Source organism: Alteraurantiacibacter aquimixticola (assembly GCF_004965515.1).
Taxonomy (GTDB): Bacteria; Pseudomonadota; Alphaproteobacteria; order Sphingomonadales; family Sphingomonadaceae; genus Alteraurantiacibacter; species Alteraurantiacibacter aquimixticola.
Genome location: NZ_SSHH01000001.1, coordinates 773,849 through 793,882, shown reverse-complemented (window position 1 = coordinate 793,882; position 20,034 = coordinate 773,849). Strand labels below are relative to the sequence as shown.

21 protein-coding genes are annotated in these 20,034 nt (G+C 65.9%); 1 reads left to right on the top strand and 20 read right to left on the bottom strand.

What is annotated here, in order from left to right; all coding sequences use genetic code 11:
- Genes fliD through E5222_RS03475 form a run of 17 tightly spaced genes read right to left on the bottom strand, consistent with a single transcriptional unit; the run spans nt 1 to nt 14,641 of the window.
- Nucleotides 1–1,446, bottom strand: a complete 1,446-nt coding sequence (gene fliD, locus E5222_RS03555) for a flagellar filament capping protein FliD (RefSeq protein ID WP_136692327.1) — start codon at nt 1,444–1,446, stop codon at nt 1–3.
- 30 nt (nt 1,447–1,476) lie between these two features.
- The gene (locus tag E5222_RS03550; RefSeq protein ID WP_136692326.1) at nt 1,477–2,613 is read right to left on the bottom strand and encodes an EscU/YscU/HrcU family type III secretion system export apparatus switch protein; all 1,137 of its coding nucleotides are present in this window, start codon (nt 2,611–2,613) and stop codon (nt 1,477–1,479) included.
- Entirely contained in the window at nt 2,610–3,392 is a 783-nt protein-coding gene (gene fliR / locus E5222_RS03545) for a flagellar biosynthetic protein FliR (RefSeq protein WP_246021529.1), read from the bottom strand. The genes E5222_RS03550 and fliR overlap by 4 nt, the downstream gene beginning before the upstream one ends.
- Nucleotides 3,389–3,664, bottom strand: coding sequence for a flagellar biosynthetic protein FliQ (locus E5222_RS03540; protein ID WP_136692325.1), 276 nt, complete (start codon nt 3,662–3,664; stop codon nt 3,389–3,391). Before E5222_RS03540 ends, fliR begins: the two co-directional genes overlap by 4 nt.
- Before the next feature lie 14 nt (nt 3,665–3,678).
- Nucleotides 3,679–4,452 (bottom strand): flagellar type III secretion system pore protein FliP, encoded by a 774-nt coding sequence (gene fliP, locus E5222_RS03535; RefSeq protein ID WP_136692324.1) that lies wholly within the window; start codon nt 4,450–4,452, stop codon nt 3,679–3,681.
- 2 nt (nt 4,453–4,454) lie between these two features.
- A complete protein-coding gene (locus E5222_RS03530; protein WP_136692323.1) occupies nt 4,455–4,748 on the bottom strand; it encodes a flagellar biosynthetic protein FliO in 294 nt (97 codons plus the stop codon).
- Nucleotides 4,748–5,017 carry a flagellar motor switch protein FliN gene (gene fliN, locus E5222_RS03525; protein ID WP_136692322.1) on the bottom strand — a complete coding sequence of 90 codons (270 nt, stop codon included), beginning with the start codon at nt 5,015–5,017 and terminating at the stop codon, nt 4,748–4,750. The genes E5222_RS03530 and fliN overlap by 1 nt, the downstream gene beginning before the upstream one ends.
- Nucleotides 5,007–5,924 (bottom strand): FliM/FliN family flagellar motor C-terminal domain-containing protein, encoded by a 918-nt coding sequence (locus E5222_RS03520; protein ID WP_136692321.1) that lies wholly within the window; start codon nt 5,922–5,924, stop codon nt 5,007–5,009. The genes fliN and E5222_RS03520 overlap by 11 nt, the downstream gene beginning before the upstream one ends.
- A complete protein-coding gene (locus E5222_RS03515; protein WP_136692320.1) occupies nt 5,921–6,511 on the bottom strand; it encodes a flagellar basal body-associated FliL family protein in 591 nt (196 codons plus the stop codon). Before E5222_RS03515 ends, E5222_RS03520 begins: the two co-directional genes overlap by 4 nt.
- Nucleotides 6,512–6,532: 21 nt before the next feature.
- Nucleotides 6,533–7,942, bottom strand: coding sequence for a hypothetical protein (locus tag E5222_RS03510; RefSeq protein ID WP_136692319.1), 1,410 nt, complete (start codon nt 7,940–7,942; stop codon nt 6,533–6,535).
- 31 nt (nt 7,943–7,973) lie between these two features.
- Nucleotides 7,974–8,399, bottom strand: coding sequence for a hypothetical protein (locus tag E5222_RS03505; protein ID WP_136692318.1), 426 nt, complete (start codon nt 8,397–8,399; stop codon nt 7,974–7,976).
- Nucleotides 8,374–9,723 (bottom strand): FliI/YscN family ATPase, encoded by a 1,350-nt coding sequence (locus tag E5222_RS03500; RefSeq protein WP_425456232.1) that lies wholly within the window; start codon nt 9,721–9,723, stop codon nt 8,374–8,376. Before E5222_RS03500 ends, E5222_RS03505 begins: the two co-directional genes overlap by 26 nt.
- Nucleotides 9,717–10,358, bottom strand: a complete 642-nt coding sequence (locus E5222_RS03495) for a FliH/SctL family protein (RefSeq protein WP_136692316.1) — start codon at nt 10,356–10,358, stop codon at nt 9,717–9,719. Before E5222_RS03495 ends, E5222_RS03500 begins: the two co-directional genes overlap by 7 nt.
- Nucleotides 10,342–11,346, bottom strand: a complete 1,005-nt coding sequence (locus tag E5222_RS03490) for a flagellar motor switch protein FliG (RefSeq protein WP_136692315.1) — start codon at nt 11,344–11,346, stop codon at nt 10,342–10,344. Before E5222_RS03490 ends, E5222_RS03495 begins: the two co-directional genes overlap by 17 nt.
- Nucleotides 11,343–12,986: a flagellar basal-body MS-ring/collar protein FliF gene (gene fliF, locus E5222_RS03485; RefSeq protein WP_136692314.1), complete on the bottom strand. Its 1,644-nt coding sequence runs from the start codon at nt 12,984–12,986 to the stop codon at nt 11,343–11,345. The genes E5222_RS03490 and fliF overlap by 4 nt, the downstream gene beginning before the upstream one ends.
- A gap of 3 nt (nt 12,987–12,989) precedes the next feature.
- Nucleotides 12,990–13,370: a flagellar hook-basal body complex protein FliE gene (gene fliE / locus E5222_RS03480; protein WP_136692313.1), complete on the bottom strand. Its 381-nt coding sequence runs from the start codon at nt 13,368–13,370 to the stop codon at nt 12,990–12,992.
- The gene (locus E5222_RS03475) at nt 13,367–14,641 is read right to left on the bottom strand and encodes a sigma-54 interaction domain-containing protein (RefSeq protein WP_246021528.1); all 1,275 of its coding nucleotides are present in this window, start codon (nt 14,639–14,641) and stop codon (nt 13,367–13,369) included. The genes fliE and E5222_RS03475 overlap by 4 nt, the downstream gene beginning before the upstream one ends.
- Nucleotides 14,642–14,881: 240 nt before the next feature.
- On the opposite strand from E5222_RS03475, the gene E5222_RS03470 reads away from it, so the two are divergent.
- On the top strand, nt 14,882–15,700 hold the full coding sequence (locus E5222_RS03470) for a flagellin N-terminal helical domain-containing protein (protein ID WP_136692311.1): 819 nt from the start codon (nt 14,882–14,884) through the stop codon (nt 15,698–15,700).
- Nucleotides 15,701–15,849: 149 nt separating this feature from the next.
- Here E5222_RS03470 and E5222_RS03465 read toward each other — a convergent pair whose 3' ends face one another.
- The 3 genes from E5222_RS03465 to E5222_RS03455 all read right to left on the bottom strand — a co-directional run bounded on the left by E5222_RS03465 (nt 15,850) and on the right by E5222_RS03455 (nt 20,033).
- Entirely contained in the window at nt 15,850–16,665 is an 816-nt protein-coding gene (locus E5222_RS03465; protein WP_136692310.1) for a class I SAM-dependent methyltransferase, read from the bottom strand.
- The gene (locus E5222_RS03460) at nt 16,662–19,067 is read right to left on the bottom strand and encodes an HAD family hydrolase (RefSeq protein ID WP_136692309.1); all 2,406 of its coding nucleotides are present in this window, start codon (nt 19,065–19,067) and stop codon (nt 16,662–16,664) included. Before E5222_RS03460 ends, E5222_RS03465 begins: the two co-directional genes overlap by 4 nt.
- Before the next feature lie 111 nt (nt 19,068–19,178).
- The gene (locus E5222_RS03455; RefSeq protein WP_136692308.1) at nt 19,179–20,033 is read right to left on the bottom strand and encodes a flagellar motor protein MotB; all 855 of its coding nucleotides are present in this window, start codon (nt 20,031–20,033) and stop codon (nt 19,179–19,181) included.
- Between the last annotated feature and the right edge of the window lies 1 nt (nt 20,034).

Sequence of the window (20,034 nt, the reverse complement as noted above, 5' to 3'; positions counted from 1 at the left end):
TCAGTTCCGGTTCGCGGTCCAGATCGCGACCTGGTTCTTCAGGAATTCGAGCGTCGATTGCGACTGCGCCACGCGGCGATCGGCGGCGGTGAAATTGGTCACCAGCCGCTCGCGCAGCGATTCCTGCTGCTCGGCGATCTTGGCGAGGCGATCGTCCATCCGTTCCAGTTGGCTGGAATAGCGGGTGATGGACCCGCCCAGCGATCCCGGATCGGTCCGGCTGCCGACGTTGCGAGCAAACGAGTCGACCGTGGCGAAGACGCCGAACAGGCCGGTGGTGAACATGGCAGAGGTCGCCGCAGGCTGGTCGGCCAGCGTCTGGCGCAAGCGGTCCCCGTCGAACTCGAAATTGCCCTCGCGCGTGCGCTTCAGGCCGAGGTCCGCCAGCGTCGAAGGCTCACCCGGGCCTGCATTGGGCATCACCACCTGCGTCGACAGGCTCGCCAGCGCCCGGCGCAATGCTCGCGCGCCCGGATCATTGCCCAGCTCCCCGCCCTCCGGATTGCCCAGTTCGGCAAGGCTGGAAGAGATATCGTTCAGCGCGGCGACGAAATCGCCCATCATGGTGGTGATCTCGCTCGACTTGTCGGCAAAGCCGATCTGTGTCGGCGCACCGCTGTTGGTGCCCGTCAGCGACAGCACCAGCCCGGCGGGAAGGCCGGTCACCTTGTTGCCGGCAGAGGTCATGGCCACGCCATCGAACAGGTATGCCGCGTTCTGCGCGCTCGCCTTCAGCTGACCGCTGTCAGTGGAGGGATCCCAGGCGAGGTAATCGATATTGCCAGGGGCCGCAGTGCCGGGGACGGCAGCTGCAGAAGCACCGGAGGCTTCGATCACGAAACCATTGGCCTCGCCCGTGGCGCCTTTCACCACCAGTTGCGGACCGTTGGCGGTATTGGCGACATAAGCGTTGAGGCCGCTGCCCGAAGTGCGGATCTTGTCCGCCACGTCCGCCAGCGTATCGGTGGCCGACACGCTGATCACCGCTGCGGTGCGCTCCGTATCCTCGGTAAAGCTGCCGCCGGAGACCGAGCCGAAGCGGATGGTCAGCTCGCCCTCGCCCACCAGGTCGGTGGACGCGCCATAGCTCTGGCTCGCCAGCGTCTGCGATGCGGCGAGCTGGTTCACTTCCAGCGAATAGGTCCCAGTGCCGCTGCCGCCCGCCAGCACCGAAACCTGCGCCACCGAGCCGTTGCCGATGGTGGCGGAGGGAGCAAGGTTGCCGTTTCGGATGCGGTCGCCCAGCGCACTCGCCAGCTGGCTCAGCTGGTTCTTCAGCGTGGAAGCGGCGGAAATGCGCGCCTCCAGCAGCTCGCTGCGGCTTTCCAGCTGGCTGACCTGCGACAGGAAGCGCGCCTCGGCAAGGTCATTGGCCAGCTTCGTCATATCGACGCCGCTGCCGCCGCCAAGGGCGCTGATGATCGAGGAGGTGGTGGTGCTTTCCATGATGCGAAGAACGGGTTTCCCTGGCTGGATTTAAGCCGCGTTCTGCGGCTGGCCCTCGGCGTCGAAACACAGTTCCACAGGCACGGTCACCTGCGGGCGCTGGGGCCGCTCGCCGCGCTTCAGCGACATGACGAAGGCGAGCACGCTGGCGATGGCGGCATAAAGCTCTGCGCGGACCAGCTGGTTCTCGCGCGTGGTGAAATAGACCGCGCGGGCGAGGACCGGATATTCCAGCACCGGCACGCCGTATTCGGCCGCCAGCTCGCGCATTGCCAGCGCCCTTTCCCCGCGCGCCTTGGCCAGCACATAGGGTGCCGGGGCAACGGCCGGGTCATAGGTCATGGCGACGGAGAAATGCGTCGGGTTGGTGAGGACGAATTGCGCCTCCTTCATCGCCGGGGCCATGCCGCCCTTGGAGAGGTCGCGCTGGCGCTGCCGGATCGCCGCCTTCTTCTCGGGCGAGCCTTCAGCCTCCTTGTTCTCGTCCCGCATTTCCTGGCTTGTCATCTTCAGCTGCGAGATGCGGCGGACATACTGGATCGGCCAGTCGACCATGGCGATGAGCACCAGTCCGGCGGAGAGCAGCAGCAGCAGCGTGGCAATGGCATCCCATGCCGCGACCAGCTGTCCGGTCAGCTCCCCCCGCCCCAGCGAGAGCACGGTGATGAGGTTGGCGCTGCCCCACCACCAGGCAATGGAACCCAGCACCACCAGCTTGGCGAGGCTCTTGCCCAGCTCGATCAGCCCCTGCGGGCCGAACATACGCTTGAGGCCCGTCAGCGGGTTCAATTTGGAGGGCTTGGGTTGGAAGTTCTGCACCACCCAGCGCCCTTCACCAAAGGTGAGCTGCGCGACCATGGTCACGGCGATGACCAGCAGGCCGAGCGTCAGGAGCGGGGGCAGGATAGACCACAGGATGTCCTGCATCATCTGGCCGGCCTGGAAATTCTCCAGTGTGGAGCGATCGAAGCTAAGCTGGGTCTCGGCACTCTCCTCCACCAGTGCAAACAGCCATGGACCGGCCATTTTCAGCCACATCGCGCCCGCCAGCACGGCGACGGCGGTGGCGACTTCCTTGGAGCGCAGGACATTGCCCTTCTTGGCCGCGTCCTTCTTGCGCTTCTCTGTCGGTGCAAATGACTTTTCGCCTGCGGGCTGCTCGCTCATGGCTGCACCGCCAGTCCGGCCTGGTCGATCGCACTTTCGGCAAGGCCAACGAATTGCTCGGTCAGGAGCGGCGAGGCGACGATCAGCGAGGCGAGCCCGGCCAGCACGCTGGCGGGCAGGCCCAGTGCGAAGAGGTTGAGCGAGGGGGCAGAGCGGCTGATCACGCCCGTGACCAGCTGCACCAGCAGCAGCACCATGGTGATCGGCAGTGCGATCGCGACGGCGGTGGCCAGCGCCTGGCTGGCGAAGCTCGCTATCAACCAGCCGCGCACGCCCACATCCCATTCAGCACCGGGCGGGAACAGCAAATAGCTTTCCACCACCAGCCGCAGCCACAGCAGGTGACCGCCGATGGCGAGGAAGATCAGCGTCAGCATGATGCCCAGCATCTGCCCGATCGCGCCCGATTGCGCGCCGCTGGAGGGATCGACCGCCGTCGCCATCGCCATGCCCATGCCGCCGGCGATCTGCTCACCCGCAATCAAGGGTGCGGAAAAGGCCAGCTGCAGCACGAAGCCGAGCGTGAAGCCGATCACTGCTTCGCTCAGCAGCGCCACGAAGGTCGGCAGCGCCAGCATCTCCCCCGGCATCTGCACTGGCATCCAGTTGAGGATGAAAATGCCGAGGCCCGCGGCCAGCACGATGCGCACCTGCACCGGCACGGCGCGCGTCCCGAAGATCGGCGCGGCGATGAGGGCAGCGCCAATGCGCACCATCACGAACAGCAGCAGCCAGAGCTGCCCCTGCATCTCGCCAAGGCCGAAATCGGGCAGGCTCACAGCCTCGAAATACCCGCGATCTGGTTGAAGACGTCCTGCGTGAAGTCGCCGATCAGTCCGAACATGCTGGCGCCGAAAAACACCAGCACACCCGCGACGATGGCGAGCTTGGGCACGAAGGTAAGCGTCTGTTCGTTGACCGATGTCGCCGCCTGGATCACGCCCACCATCAAGCCCACGGCGAGCGCAGCCAAGAGGATCGGCGCGGCCACCAGCGCGGTGGTCCACAACATGCGGTCGGTCAGCGCGAAGAGCGATGCACTGTCTTCCATGACCTCGCCCTCCCCTATCCGAAGCTCATGGCGAGCGAGCCCATCAGCAGTGCCCATCCGTCCACAAGAACGAAGAGCAACAGCTTGAATGGCAGGGAAATAATAGTGGGTGACAGCATCATCATGCCGAGGCTCATCAGCACGCTCGCAACGACAAGATCGATCACGAGAAATGGCATGAACAGCATGAAGCCGATCTGGAAGGCGGTCTTCAATTCGCTGGTAACGAAGGCGGGAAGCAGGATCGAGAAGGGCACGTCATCGGTGCTGGCGAATTGCTGCTGCCCGGCCATGTCCGCGAACATGGCCAAGTCGGTCTCGCGCGTCTGACGCATCATGAAGCCGTGGAATGCCTCGCCCGCTTCCTCGATCGCGACATCGGCCTCGATCGCTCCGGCGGCATAGGGTTCGATGGCGGCGGCATTCACCTGGTTCAGCGTAGGCGCCATGATGAACAGCGAGAGGAACAGCGCCAGCCCGATCAGCACCTGGTTGGGCGGCGATTGCTGCAGGCCCAAAGCTTGCCGCAGGATCGCCAGCACGATGATGATGCGGGTGAAGCTCGTCATCATCAGCACCAGTGCGGGCAGAATGGTGAGCAGGCCCATGATGATGAGCAGCTGCAGCGAGAAGGAAAGCGGCGTGCCGTCCCCGCCCGCCGCGCCATCCATCGCGCGTTCGAGCGCTCCGCCAATGCCGGCCGTCGGTGCCAGCGCAGCTGCCTGCGCGGCGTCGGGCAGCATCAGCCCCGCCATCACAGCGAAGGCAATTGCGAAGTAGAAACGCATGCTCAGCGCTCCTCATTCGCGGCGATCGGCTGGACCGCGCGCGGGCGCGCCTCGGCCTCCGCCAGCCGCACCAGCCCTTGCCGGCTCGCACCGACCAGGATCTCGCGGCCGTGGAATTCGATCACCGCCAGCCGCATGCCAGGGGCGAGCATGGTGGTTTCCACCAGCCGTGCGGCCTTGCCGCCCTCGCGCGTGCCGACTCCGCCCTGCACTTTGCGGGCGAGCCACAGGCTGCCCCAGATGAGGCCAGCCAGAAGCGGCAGCAGGAGCAGCAGCTTGGCGATATACCAGCCCATCAGGCGGTCTCCTCCGTGCGCTTCTCGCCCGCCATTTCGACGATGCGCAGCGCAAAGCGGCCGCCTTCGGTTACGACCTCGCCCTTGGCGATGGCCTTGCCGTTGACATAGACGTCGAGCAGTTCGTCCACCTGCCGGTCGAGCGGGACGATCGCGTCCTCGCCCAGTTCCAGCACGTCCTTCAACATCATGCTGGCGCGGCCGAGTTCGACCGTCAGCGACACGTTGACGTCGCGGATGAGGTCCAGTCCGCGCATATTATCCGTCATTGGAAGTTCCTTTCTTCTCCCAGGCCATGGAGGTGATCCGCAGGGCCAGCGCGCCATCGCTGGCGCCCACCTGCCCGCGGGCAATTTCGGTATCGCCCAGCCGCAGCGGCACGCTGGCGGCCAGCGTCAGCGGCAGCGTGTCCCCCGGCTTGAGCGTGGAGATCTTCGCCACCGGCACTTCGATCCGCGCAAGCTGTGCGGTCAGCGGAAGCGGGATGGCGGCAAAGGGCGCTGCGCCGGCATTGGCCTTCCCCGACCCTTTGGCCGCACGCGGCTTGCGCGCCTCATCGCTTAGAAGGCAGGCGGCGTCGCTTTGGCGAATGGTGAGCATGAGCTCCCAGTTCGCACACCCTTCGCGCGCAACGTCGCAGGCGAGCATGAGCAAGGGCTCTTCGTCCTTGGTGGAGACGAGCTTGGCCAGCACCCGGCTTTCGGCGGCGAGTGCAAAAGGGGCCTCCCGCCCGAAGGCCTGACCCAGCGCATCGCCCAACGCCTTGCCCAGACGAACCAGCGCCAGGTCGCAGGAGGACGGCAGGCGTTCGGGAATCGCGCCCGTAACCGTACCCGATCCGCCAAAGACCTGGTCGGTCAGCGTCAGCGCAGCCGGGAAGTTGAGCGAGGCAAGCACTTGCCCGCCCTGCCCGTCCGCCAGCAGGAAATTGACCGCCACGGTGTTAACGAGCTTGTGCAGCTTGGCCGCATTCGCCTTGTCCACCTTGGGGCAGGAGACGGTCGGACGCTCCCCGCCCAGCAGGCGTTCCAGCTCCTCTTCCAGCGACTGGCACAGGCGGCCGGACATCTCGCCCAGATCCTTGGCCAGCTCGGCCGGCTCGGGCGCTCGCCCGGCCAGCGCCTCACTATGTTGCGCCAGCGCCCGCTCGGCGACGAGGACACCTTCGGACTTCATTGGACGAGGAAGGACTGGAAGTGGACGTCCTCGACACCGCCAAAGCCTTCCTGCTCCTCCAGCACGCGGTTGATCGCTTCGGCGAGGCGGCCCCGCATGCGCTGCTTGCCCTCGACCGAATAGACATCGTCTTCCACCGTATTGGCGAGTTCCACCAGCAAGGCGGAGCGGATCGCCAATTCGTGCATTTCCAGCCACTGGATCACGCGCCCGTCATGCCGGGTCGATGCGGCGAGGCTCACCTGTACAAGGCCGGGGGAGTCCTTGAGGTTGGAGGTAAAGCCCTCCTCGAACACGTAGTAGGCTGTGCGATATTCGCTGCCGCCCTCACCATAAACGGCGGGGGCCGCGTCCTTCTGGTCGCCCGCTGCGGCGTAGGGATCGTCATCGCCCTTGCCTACGAGCTTGGGCAGGTCGGGCCCGGCTGGCTCACCGGCGGCAGGACCGAGCAGGCCGAAATGCACGGCGCCATAGGCTCCGCCCGCGCCGAGGCCGAGCAGCAACAGCGCGCCGACCAGCATTTTCATCATGCCCGATTTGGGCTTGCCTTCGCCCGCGGCATCATCGCCGTCTTTCTTCTTGCTCATCTTGCGGTCTCCGAAAGAGGATCAGGCGAACAGCCCGTCATCGCGACGGGGCGCATCGCCCGTTGAATTGTGGGTGCCGCCGCTGGCCTGCTCGCCGCTTTCCGATCGAGCGGAGCGCCCTGCCTGTCCCTGGCGCTGCTGCGCGTCGGACTGGGCGGACGGCGTGGACGAGCCCTGCGACTGCTGGTGCTGCTGGCCCGATTGCTGCGCGCCATTTTCCTGCCGCTGCCCATCGCTGCGGGCGCTTTCGGAAGGTGCGGCAACATTGCGCTCGGCCAGCGCCGCCTGCACGGCAGGCGCGAAGCCCGCATGATCGCTCGACATGGCGACGCGCAGTGCCTGTCCGGCAAGCTCGAACTGCAGCGAGACATTGCCGAATTCGCGGTGCATCACCGACATTTCGGCGCGGCCCGGCTGCGCCATTTCGCGCGCTTCGACGAGGCGGTCGACGGCGGCGGAAAAGTCATGCCTTGGCTGGGCCGTCGTATTGGCGGGAGCAGTCTCCAGCCCAGCGGCCCGGGCGGCCGGCTGCGACGCATCGGTCAGGGAGGGTGCTGTGGTCTGGGCCGGCGCGCTCGGCGCAGTGGGTACTTGCGCTGCCTTGGCCACGCTCTCGGCCGGCATGGCAACGGCCTCAGCGCTCTCGGCCCTGGCGCTGGCAGCACGCGGCGACAGGGCACTGGCCTGCTCCGTGCGCCGCATCTGAGCAGCCATGTCCTCGGTTTCTGTGAACTCTTCGGATGCCATCGGCTGGATGGCGGGATCTTGCATTTCGGCCTGTGTGCCCGTCGCCTTGGGAGCAGCGTCCCTCAGGGAGGCAACAACCTGCGCCTTCGCGGCATCGGAAAGGCTGGCAGGTTCGACGCGCGGCTGGTTCGTTGTCGCAGGTGTCGTGCGATCGGCGACCAGCTCACCCGTGGCTGTCGTGATAACCGGCTTGTCCGATGCGGAGGGTGTCTTGCCCAGCGCAATCGGGGGAATGGCCACCGTCCCGCCCTTGGCGCTCTCCGCCTGCGCAGGAGTCCCCGGCGATGCTGCCACCGGCTGTTCCGGCAGCGCTGTATCGGCCTTGCCTGCAAGCATGTTCGCGGCGAGCGACTGGCCCTTGGTCGATTTGGCAGCCACCGCCTCGCCGCTCACCCCGCTCACCGGATCGGGCAATGCCACCGTGGCTACGAGCACCGGCAGTCCGTCCAGCTCAGCCAACTCTTCCGGCAAGATCTCGCCGTCCGGCACCGGCAAGATATTGCCGGTCTCGATTGCCGCTTCGCCGTCTGCCGGCAATTTGCCGATGCCAAGGATCGATGCGCCATCACCCAGAAGGGCGGCGAAATCCCCGGAAATGGCGGCGCCTAGCGCCTTGTCGCCCTGAGGAGCGACGGCCAGCGCGCTGGTGGAAGTGGTGAGGTTTTGCAGCAGTGACAGGTTCACGTGAGGCCCTCCCGAATGAGGCTGGTTGCGTTCAACCTGCCCCTTTCAACTTTCGTGCCAGAACGGGATTGTCGCGCGCCGCGAGCGCAATTTCGGCTGCGCGGCGTTCCGCGCCCAGCTTCTCGCTGGTCACTTCGCGGCGGCGTTCGGCCGCTTGCAGCCGGCTCATCGCCTCACGCGTGTGCTCCTCCGCCTTGCGGCTTTCGCTTTTGGTCTGGCGGCGGATCTCTTCCAGCCCGGCGAGGAATTGCTGCCGGCGCGCAAGTTCGTCACCGCTGACGGACTCCGTCCGCGTGGCGTAGCTGGCGGCGATTTCCCCGCTGCGTTCCTGCAGGGCGAGCAGCTTGCCATGCGTGCCCTGCGCTTCCGCCACTTTCTGCGCGGCGGCCTGCTTTTCGACTTCGCGCAGCCGCGCCAGCCGGTTGAGCAGTTCAACCCTGCGCTGCGGCGTCCGCATGGTCCATCAGCTCCGTCAGCGCGGCGATGCTCTTGCCCAGCGGCACGGTGTCATGCGCATCCTGCGCCAGGAAGGCGCGGATCGGGTCCTGCAAGGCCAGCGCGCGGTCGAGCTGGGCGTCCGCACCGGCGCGATAGGCGCCCATCAGCAGGAAATCCCGATTGCTCTCATGCGCGGCGATCATGCCGCGCAAGCCATGCGCGCGGCGGCGATGGTCAGGATCGGCCACCGCCTCCATCACGCGGCTGAGCGAGGCGGGAATGTCGATCGCGGGATAATGCCCGCGCTGGGCGATCTCGCGACTGAGCACGATATGCCCGTCGAGGATCGCGCGCGCCGTATCGACCACCGGGTCCGACTGGTCGTCGCCATCGGCAAGCACGGTGTAGATGCCGGTGATCGCCCCGCCGCTGGTGGCCGAATTGCCCGCGCGTTCGATCAGCTTGGTAATGGCGGAAAGCGCGGAAGGCGGATAGCCGCGCGCCGCACCGGGTTCGCCCAGCGAAAGCGCGATCTCACGCGCCGCGTGCGCCACGCGGGTCAGGCTGTCGAGCACCAGCAGAACGCGCTTGCCCTGCGCGCGAAAATATTCGGCCAGCGAACAGGCGAGCTGCGCACCGCGGAGACGCAAATTCGCGGCATGGTCGGCAGGCACGGCGACAACCGCCATGCGCCGCTTCATCTCGCCGGTCATGTGCCGGCCGACGAAATCGGACACTTCGCGCCCGCGTTCGCCGATCAGGCCGATGACCGCGACGTCACAGCTGGCACCGCGCGCTACCATGTCGAGCAGCATGGACTTGCCCACGCCCGATCCGGCGACGATGCCCACGCGCTGTCCTACGCCCAGCGTCGCCAGCGCGTTGATCGCGCGCACGCCGCAATCGAAAGGTTCGGTGACCGAGGCGCGTTCGAGCGCGCCTTCGCGATAGCCGCCCAGCGGCCATGGATGGCCTGCCTTTACCGGCGGACCGCCATCGATCGGCTGGCCCGTGCCATCGACCGCGCGGCCAAGGAATTCCTCACCCACATTGACCAGGCCCGGACGCCCCTCGGCGCGCACCAGCGTGCCCGGTTGCAGGCGTACCGTATCGCCCAAAAGCATCATCAGGCTGCGCCCGCCACGGAAGCCGATCACTTCGGCCGCAGGGGCAGGCTCACCCGCGCGCGGCTGGGCGCGGCAGAGCGTACCGATAGGCGCATTGAGGCCGGAAACCTCGATCATGCCGCCATCGCAGCTGACGATCCGGCCCAGCGGCACCGGCCCGAGGGCGGGCGCGGAACCGCGCATCCGGTCGAGCTCATGCTCGAGGAAATTCAGCACAGACCCAGCGCCTCTTGCAGGGCAGCGCGCCATTCGCCCGGCCCGTCACGCACCGCGCCTTCGGGTGTGTCGAACATCACCGTGCCGCGCTCCAGCCCCGGATCGGGGACGATGTGCCAGGTGCTGGCAAAGTCGCTGTCGAGCAGCGCGATATCTTCAGGGTTCAGGCGCAGGCTGGCATCGATGATCCCCTCGCCCACATGGCCGGCAGCGGTCACGCAGCGGCTCTGCAGGGCCTCGCGGTCGAGCGCCAGCGGGGCCAGCGCCTCCTCGCACAGCAAGGCAACGGTTTCGGCCATCCTCGAGGCCAGCTCTTCCTGCATTTCCTCGTCCAGCCGCCGCAGCGCCAGCTTCAGTGCGGCGCAGGCCGCGCCTTCATTGGCCATTTCGGCCAGCGCCGCCTCGCGCCCGCGCCTTTCGGCATCAGCCAGCGCGTCGGCTAGCACCGCGTCGGCCCTCGCCTCGGCCTCTTCCTGCTCCAACTGTTGCTGCGCCGCGCCGCTAAAGCGCGGATCGGCGGCAAAGCCGGTGCCGCGATCCAGCATGGCGAACCATGGCTGGGCGGGAGCGGCATCGGCAGCAGGCACGGAAACGGCGGGCACTTGCTGGAAGGCAGGCTCAAACGAACTCGCCATCGCCGCCCCCCAGACTGATTTCGCCTTCGTCGGCAAGCTTGCGGGCGACTTCGACAATGCGCTTCTGCGCCACGTTCACATCTTCCTTCTTCAGGCGGCCACGCATCTCGATATCGTCGCGTACGCCATCGGCGGCGCGGCTGGACATGGCGGCGAAGAAACAGTCGCGCTGCTCTTCCTCCAGCCCCTTCAGTGCATCGACCAGCACCTCGCCTTCGACGTCGCGCAGCAAGCGGCCCATATCCATGGCGGAGAGAACAAAGAGCATTTCGAACGTGACCAGCTCGGCCTCGATCGCGCGCGCCAGGTCGGCATCGCGTTCGGAAATAGCGGGCATAACGGAGCGGCCCACATGGCCAGCGGCAAGGTTGATAAGCTCCGCGGCCTCGCGCGCGCCGCCCAGTTCGAGGGAGCCCTTGCCGAAACGCTGGGCAATGCGGGCCGAGAGCATCTCGTCCAGCATCGCCATCGCATGGGTGGAAACCTTCTGCATGCGGGCAATGCGCTCGACCAGGTCGGGCTGTAAATGTGGCGGCAGCAGGGAGAGAAGCTCGGCGGCAGGTTGCGGTTCGAGCAGCAGGAGCAATACGGCAATCGCCTGCGGATGCTCCCCTTCGACCAGTGGCAGCAGCACTGGCGCCGCCAGCCAGCGCGCCAGTTCCAGCGAGCGCGGCGCCTCATCGGGCACGATGCGCTGCATGATGGAATCCGCGCGCACTTCGCCCAGCGCCTTGGTCATGCGTGAGCGCAATTGCGCGGGACGATCGTGGGAGGATAGCGAATTGTCGTCCGCATGGCGCACGAAGCCTTCGATGGCCCCGGCGATGCGATCGGTCCCCACATCGCCCAGGGCGAGCATCTTCTCGCCCACGACCTGCAACTCCTCGGGCTGCAATTGGCCGAGCAGCCTGGACGCCTGGTCATCATCCATCAGCATCAGGATCACGGCCGCGCGATCCGCGTCGCTGATCGCAAGCATCTCGCTCATGAGGCGGACTCCGGTGCGGGAGCAGCAAGCATGCGGCGCAATGCCGCGACCGCACGATCGGGCTGTTCTTCGGCGAGCCTGCGCGCCAGCTCGACCTGCTCACGCAGGTCCTCGGGCCGCGTGGCGATAGCTCCACCTGCGGTGCCACCATTCGCGGCAGAGAGGACTTGCACCCCGCCCTCGCCGCCTTCCTCGCCCTCTTCCAGCGCCGTGCCATCGCTTTCCGGTCCGCGCAGCGCGTTGATGATCGGGCGCACGCCCAGGAGCAGGCCCAGCAGCAGAGCGATAAGGGCGGAGCCATAGCGCAAGGCCATGGCGAACCAGCTGGTGTCGTAGAAGGGCGTTTCGTCCTCCTCCACCGGCCCGAATGCGCCCGCGATCACGGTGACCTGGTCGCCGCGCTGCGGATCGGCGCCAACGGCTGCTGAAACCAGCTGCTGCACCTGTTCGGCAGTGGCGGGCTGGATTGCCTGCAAGGCCTCCTCGCTCAGGGCCACGGCGACCGAGATACGGCGCACGCCGCCCGGGCGGGTGGAGGTCACGGCGACTTCGCGGCCCAGCTCATAGGTGCGCTGCGAGCTGGTCTGCCCGTCCTGCGGCATGGTCTGCGTCTGCGCGGCATTGCCCTGCGGCGGGCCCTGTTCCAGCACCGCCTGGTCGGGCGGCATGTTCGCGGTAGCGCCGGGAATGCCGCCTGCCACTTGCTCGCCACCCGTCACAGAGCGGCTTTCGCTGACAGAGCGCACGACGCCGTCATTGTCATAGCTTTCGCGCGCCTGCGTCATTTCGGTGAGGTCGAGTTCGACCTGTACCTGGCTGGAGAAGTTCCCCTCGCCCAGCATCGGCGTGAGCAGTTGGGAGACCTGCAGCCGCAGCTTCTCCTCGAACTCGCGCTGCAATTGCAAATCGTCGCCGGCATTGCCGCCGGTATCGGAGAGCAGCCGGCCGGACTGGTCGACCACGCGCACGGCGGAGGGCGAAAGGCCGGGGACCGACCCTGCGACGAGGTTGACGATCGCCTGCACCTGGTCGGGCGAGAGCGTGCGTCCGCGCGCCAGCCGCAGCATGACCGAAGCGCTGGGCGCGACATTCTCGCGCACGAAGACCGAGCGTTCTGGCGAGGCGAGATGCACGCGCACGCTTTCGACGCCGTTGATTTCCTGGATCGTGCGCATCAGCTCCCGCTCACGCACATTGCGCAGCCGCTCGCCTTCCAGCGTGCGGCTGGACCCGAGCGGGATGGCATCGAGCATTTCGCTGGTGCTGTCCGGATTGGCGAGCGTGCCGTCGGAAGCGACGAGCATGCGCGCACGGTAGAGATCGTCCTCCGCCACGCTGACCATGCCGGTGGCGGGGTCAATGTCATAGTCGATCGCGCCCGCTTCCAGCGTGGAGACCACGCCCGCGCGTTCGGCATCGGAAAGACTGGAATAGAGCACCCGGCTGGGCCCGTCGGCGAGCGTCATATAAAGCGCCGCCACGCCCGCCAGCGTGCCGAGGCCCGCCAATGCTGGCAGGCTGCGGCGAATGGCGGGCTGTGCTGCGAAGCTCTTCAGCCGGTCGGTAAGGGAAGCGCCATCGCCACCCATGGGCATTGCCAGCGTGGGTGCGGGCGAAGCGGGAAGATTGGCATCTGCCATCTATCAAACTCCCATCCGCATGATTTCCTGGTAGGCGGAAAGCAGCTTGTTGCGGACCTGCAGCGTCGCTTCGAAAGCAACGCCCGATTCCTGCCGCGCCATCATCACCTGGGCGACATCGGTCACTTCGCCACGTTCATAGGCTGCGGTGATGTCGCTCGATTTGGCCTGCGCGGCGCTGACCTGTTCGAGCGTCGATTTCAGCGTGTCGGCAAAGCCGCCGCCGATCGTCTCGCTGCCATTGGCCGCACCGGTGCTGACCGTACCGCCGCTCACGCCTGCTTCGCGCAGGCTCTTGAGCGCATCGGATTGCTGCATCACCTGCTGGCGCAGCGCCATCACCTGCTGCAGGCCTGCGGCGCCGGTGGCATTGATCGAGCTCATCGCGCACCTCCCGCCGCTGCCAGCATCCCGGCTTCACGCAGAGAGGCGAGGCGGTAGCGCAAGGTACGCTCCGAAATCCCCAGCGCCTTGGCCGTTGCGAGGCGGTTGCCGGAATTCTGTTCCAGCGTATCGATGATGGCCTGCGCTTCGGAATTGCGCACGATGGCCGAAAGTTTGCGCCCGCCGGTTGAAAGGGGGGCCGGGGAACCGGCGGGCGATGCCGCAGCGGCGACGGGCCGCACGGCATGATCGAACATGATGTGAGCCGCGGTGATCTCGGGCGCATCGCCCGCCATCAACAGCGCGCGGCGGATGACATTCTCCAGCTCGCGGACATTGCCGGGCCAGTTATGCGCCTCCAGCTTCGCCAGCGCCTCTTCGGTGATCCACGGCAGGAGTTCGCGGCTGGAAGCGTGGCGCAGCACCATGGCAAAGGCGAGCGGCGCAATATCGCCGCGCCTTTCGCGCAAAGCTTCCAGCCGCAGGGGAAAGACGTTGAGACGGTAATAAAGGTCTTCGCGGAAACGCCCGGCGGCGATTTCGGCAGGCAGGTCGCGATTGGTACAAGCAATCACGCGAACATCGACCGGCACGGGCTGCGCCTGGCCCAGCGGCACCACTTCGCCTTCCTGCAATGCGCGCAGAAGCTTGGCCTGCAGTCCAAGCGGCATCTCGCCCAGTTCATCGAGCAGCAACGTGCCGCCATCGGCCGCGCGGAAGAAGCCTTCGCTCGCCTCCGTCGCGCCGGTGAAGGCACCCTTGCGGTGGCCGAACAGCATCGCTTCCAGCATGGCTTCGGGCATGGCGGCGCAATTGACCGCGATGAACGGGCCGGCAGCGCGGGTGCTGGCCTTGTGAACGAAGCGCGCGAGCACTTCCTTGCCCGTTCCGGTCGGACCTTCCAGCAGCACCGGGATATCGCTTTCCGCCACGCGGCGTGCGAGCGTGATCATGGCAATCGAGCCCGTGTCGGCAAAGACCGGGTCCTGCGATCCGGCGGAGGCGGCGAGCAGGGCCGCGCGGGCCGAAGCGGACGCTCCGCTATCGTACGTCAACTCCAGCCCATTGGCACCTAGCAGCTTCAGCGAGGCTTGATCTCCCTTCCGCAGCACGACCATGCGATCCTCGCGCCTGCGAGCGGGCAGGTCCTGCGTGCCTTCGCACAGCATCACCGCGCCTTCTCCCGGCCAGCTGGGCAGCACCGCATTGGCATGTGCCGCCAGCTGCGGATGATTTTTTTCGAGCGCCTCAGTAGAAAAAACGCGCACCATCTGCATGCCCCCGTTTACTTTTGTCGCCCCCATAAATGGCCCGGCAACGGCCAATGAAGGGCGAACTTAAGTCCCCGTAGGAACACCTAATTTTGCAGCAGGTCCGATCGGCGGCGGCGCTTAAACATTTTTCGCAGGGGCCGCTCTTGGTGGTGGCAGCCGCGCCGAAACGAACCGAATGCGGGCTGCGGCTAGAAGACCTTGAACACCTGAAGACTTGGACAAACCAGGAGACTACCAATGGCTGTTATCAACACGAACATCAGTGCCCTGCGCGCCTCGAACGCATCCAACATGGCCGATCGTATGCAGAGCCAGGCGATGGAACGCCTGTCGACCGGCAAGCGCATCAACGGTGCGAAGGACGATGCCGCCGGCCTCGCCATTTCGACCACGATGACCAGCGACATCCGCGCCATGAAGCAGGGCGTCCGCAACGCCAATGACGGCATCGCCCTGGCGCAGACCGCAGAAGGCGCACTGAACGAAGTGACCAACATGCTGCAGCGCGTTCGCGAACTGGCCATCCAGTCGAAGACGGAAACCTATTCCGACACCGACCGCGGCTATATGGACTCGGAAGTCGACGAACTGCAGTCGCAGATCAGCGACATCCTTGCGAACACGCAGTTCAACGGCGTGACGCTGTTCAGCACGACTTCGGGTTCCGATGTCTCGGTGACTATCGCCACCAACGCCACCGACACGGTGACGCTGACCAGCAAGGCGATCGACGGCACCAATATCTCGGCCACCGCACTCGACGTGTCGACCGCAGCGGCTGCGGGGACGACGATCACCAATGTCGACAACGCCCTGGATTCGATCAGCGCCGCCCGCGGTACGCTGGGTGCCGGCCAGAGCCGCCTGGAATCGGCGATCAACAACCTGACCACCAACTCGGTCAACCTGTCCGACGCGCGTTCGCGGATCGTGGATACCGACTATTCGGAAGAAACGACTGCCCTCGCCAAGGCACAGATCCTGAGCCAGGCCTCCACCGCGATGCTGGCGCAGGCCAACCAGAGCCAGCAGAACGTCCTCTCGCTGCTGCGCTAAGAGGCACCGATAGGGGGACAATCCCTCTCTCCCCCTACCCTGACGGCCCGGAACTTCGGTTCCGGGCCGTTTTGCTTTGCGGGTTCTGGGAACGAAGGCAAAGGGGGGAGGAGCTATTCGACCGCTTCGGCCTGCTCCAGCAATAGCCGTCAGGCTTGACGATCCTGCCAGTCGATCACCGCCAGGTAATTGCGCAGGCGATTGACTTCCAGCTTGGCGATCAGTTCGTTCTGGTGCCAGGGCAGCAGGATACCGGCAAGCTCCTCCGCCCATTCGGCGCCCGCATCGAACACGACGCCCAGCCCGAACACAGCCGGCACATGCGCGAAGACGAGCGGACGCTCATCGCTATCGGCTTCAGCGAGGAAATCCTCCACCGCCGTCAACACGCCATTCTTCGGCCCGCCTTCCTTCAAAGCCCAGGCGAACTGGCCCATGCCGCGCCAGCCGCGATTCATGCGTATGGCATTGTCGTCCACATGCACGCCGGCATCATAGCTGAAGGGGTGGCGGTGCTCTTCGGGAATGCGGTCGGGCGCATAATAGCAATCGCGCCGGGCGCAGGGCCAGCTGATGTCGTGAAGGAAGGCCAGCAGCGGCTTGTCCTCGCGACGGCAGATCGCATCGATCGCCTTCATCTCGTGGTAGACAGTGTAGTAGTTGTGATCGCCATCGACGAACCACGCATCCGCCGGGCCGAGATGCTCCAGCGCCTCAAGGCTCGGCTCGGCCACATGATGCACTGCTTCGTGCTGATCCACCCAGTCGAGGAATTCGCGCTTGGGCGTGGGATCGACGCTGGTCAGCGTACCGCCCGCTCGGGCGCAGTGATCGGCGAGGATAGTGGACATGCCGCCAAATTCGGCGCCAATCTCGGTAATATCGGCAACGCCAGCGCGATCCAGGCAAGGCTGGATGATGCTGGGCGCGAATTCGGCCATGGAGTGGATAAGAAGCTGGGTCATGCAACAGCCCTTTCATCTTCGGAAATGAGAGTTTTCTTCGCACCGGCGCGGTGAACGATGGGGCGGAAGGTGCAGGCCAGCAGCATGGGCTGGTCCATGATCGCGGCGGGCGGCGGCACCATCATCACCCCGGCATCGCTGTGGCAATGGAGCAGGCCTCCGCCCGCATTGCTGATCCCTTCGAATTGCGGATCGGCGGGGAATTCGTGGCGCAGCGCCTCGTGCTTGCCGGAGACATAGTCCTCCACGGGCACGAAGGTGCAGCCGGCCAGTTCCACCCATTCGTAAAGCGCACCGAATTGCGGGGCGACAGTCAGCCGCCCCTCCCCCACCGGGATGGCGGCGGTGTAGAAACCGTCATGCGTGGGGGTCGCTTCTACCATGCGGTGGCTGGCGCTCCTGGCATCGGCGAAGATCACCGGCAGCGCGATCGGCGCACCGGCGAAATCGGCGAAAGTGAAAGGCAGGTTGAAACGACGATGGGCGAGCAGGCTGAGGCGCGTCGCCATCCCCTCGCCATCGATCTCGGCGGGCAGGTACATGCGCTCTGCCCCGTTCATGTAGAACAGGCCGCGCTGGCGCAGCCCTTCGCGCGCAACCTTGCGATCGAACAGCGGCACGGTGCGTTCGGTGCCGAGGTTCACGTCATGCTGGAAGGCGGAGACCACCTCCAGCTCTTCCGGCAGCGGCAGATACATCGATCGCATCAGCACGCTGGCCGCACCCTTGCGCCACAACGCTTCCATCTCGTCGCGTCCCTGCCGGATCATCGCGCCCTCGGCCCAATCCTGGAAAGCGAGGCAGCCGGCCTGCACGCGTTCGCGAACCTCGCTCTGCTGCTGCTTGATATCGATGGCGCCGCGAATGGGCGTACCGTCTTCGTCATAGTCGACGACAGAGCCCTGCGCCTTGGTGCATAGCTGTTCGAGCAGCGCGACATTGGCGCACATCGCATCGAGCATCTCGGCGTCGTAATGACGCGCATCGATCAGGCCGAGTTTGTCGAGGCCGGGACAATCCCTCTCGCGCAGCAGCAGGTAGCGTCCCGCGACATGCACTCCCAAACGGTCAGCCAGCACGCCGTCGATGCGGTTCTGCACCGAGCCATTATAGCCGAGATCGACCAGCATCAGCACGTCGCCGGGTTGCGGATCGCAGAGCTGGCGGACATGCGCGCAAAGGCGATCGGCAAAGGCGCGCGAGGCACGCCTTGTGGCCTTGCGGAAGGCACCGCTGCGGCTTTCCTTGAGTAGCGCCAGGCTGCCATCCCGCATCGACATTCCATCGAGCAGGCTGGCGATGCGCTCTTCCGGCATCAGCAGCTGGCGGGCGAGCGTTTGCGGGCGATGGCCCAGCTCTTCCTCGACATAGGCGGCGATGGCCGCGTCATCGGTGAAATGGGCAGCGGTAGCGGTAAAGCGGCTGAGTTCGGCGGCATGGGCCGCAGTCCCGCCGCTGCGCCGTTCATGGATCAGCTGTGGCAAATGGCCGTCGCGCATCAGGAACAGCCGGTGGACCTTTGCACCGTGCGCCTTCTCCAGCGCAGCCGCTTCATCTCGCAACCAAGCGTCATAGGAATGGAGCACCGGGCCAAGCAGCGCGGCACCCAGCCGGGCGGCGGGATCCTCCAGTTGAGGCTCGCCCAGCGCCATGGCGGCGCGGTGCGGTTGCAGCGACGGGGCATCTGTCCCGCCGCGCGCGTGGATCATCGCGTCCATCCCCGCTTCCAGCCGCAGGCGCTGGCGCGCGCCATCGCTCCACTGCTCGAGATGAACGGCCTGGACGCCCAGCGGCGCGACACCCTCGACGTCGGCGGCGAAATTGTCACCCAGATGGACGATCGCTTCAGGAGTATGCTTCAGCTTCTTGAGCACATGCCGGTAGAGACCGCCCGCCTTGGAATGGCCATGCGTGCTGGAACAGAAGATCCGGTCGATCAGCGCGGCGACATCCTCTCCGGCCGAAGTCGCGATCAAGGTGCGCAGTTGCTCCTCGTCCAGATAGGTGTCGGAGACGATCACGATATCGAGCCCGCGTTCGCGGGCGGCCCGCATCAGCTCAACCGTGGGCGCAAAGGCATAGCAATGGCGCGCCTCGGCCAGCAATTCGGCGGCAATCGCCTCCTCGCGCGCGGCGGGTTTGGCATTGGGCATGAGGCGGGCGTAGATCTGCCCTATCGACACCTCGGTGCCCTTGCCCGCCAAGTCCTGCGCCTTGCGTGCCTTGCGTTCGGCACCCGCACGTTGAGCAGCACTGATACCAGGAAGCGCGCGGAATATGTCTGCCGGCGCATGCGTATCGCGCCAGATCAGCGTGTCGAAACAGTCGAGCGACAGGCATGTCGCCTGCGGGAAACGGTCCAACAGATGGGCGATGTCATGCGGCTTGATGCTGATCGTCAAGGCCTTGCTCCTGCGTGGCTCCTATTGGGAGGGCCATGCGTAAACGGGCATGGTTGAGCGATCTCCAGCACCTGCCTAGGCAGTTTTCCGAAGGCTTCCGGGAACAGTCCTTTACTGCAAGAGCAGGATCGAGATGCGGCGATTGCGCGGATCGGCCGGATCGTCACGCACCAGCAATTCACGATCGGCGACGCCTTCGATCCGGTCGAAGCGCGCCTCCGGAATGCCGGTCAGCAGCATTTGCTGGCGCGTCGCCTCGGCCCGGCCGGTGGAGAGCGACCAGTTATTCGCACCCCCGCCCGCTCGCCAGCGCAGCGCATCGGTATGGCCGCGAATGACGATCTGGGCGCCTTGCGGCTCAACGGCTTCCGCCACGATGCCCAGCAATTCGCGCGCTTCAGGTACCAGCACGGTGGAGCTGAGGTGGAACATGGAGAAATCGGCATCATCGACCAGGTCGATGCGAATGCCTTCGGGTGTGCGCATCACCCGCACCTGGCGCGTAAGGTGCCGCAGCCGTTCGACCGCCGCGATCCTTTCCTGGATCTGCCGGGCGATCTCCGCGCGCCGCCGCTCGGCCTCCTCGGCACCGCCTTCTTTCGGACCGCCCTTGGTACCGCGCGGGATCGTGATCGACATCGTGCCGGTCTGCCCCGCGGCATTGGGATAATTGTCGACATCGGTGATGGATGAGCCGCCCAGCATGCCGTCCGATCCCGCGCTCTGTTCACGCATCTTGACCAGCGTGGGCGTGAAATAGTCGGCCAGGCCCTTGCGCTGGTCCTCAGTCGTCGCACCCAGCAGCCACAGCAGCAGGAAGAAGGCCATCATCGCGGTCACGAAGTCGGCATAGGCGACTTTCCACGCGCCACCGTGATGGCCATCTCCGCCAGAGACGATCACCTTCTTGACGATGATCGGCGCAGGAATGGCTTCCTCCGGCAGGGGAGCTGGCGCTGTCGCCATG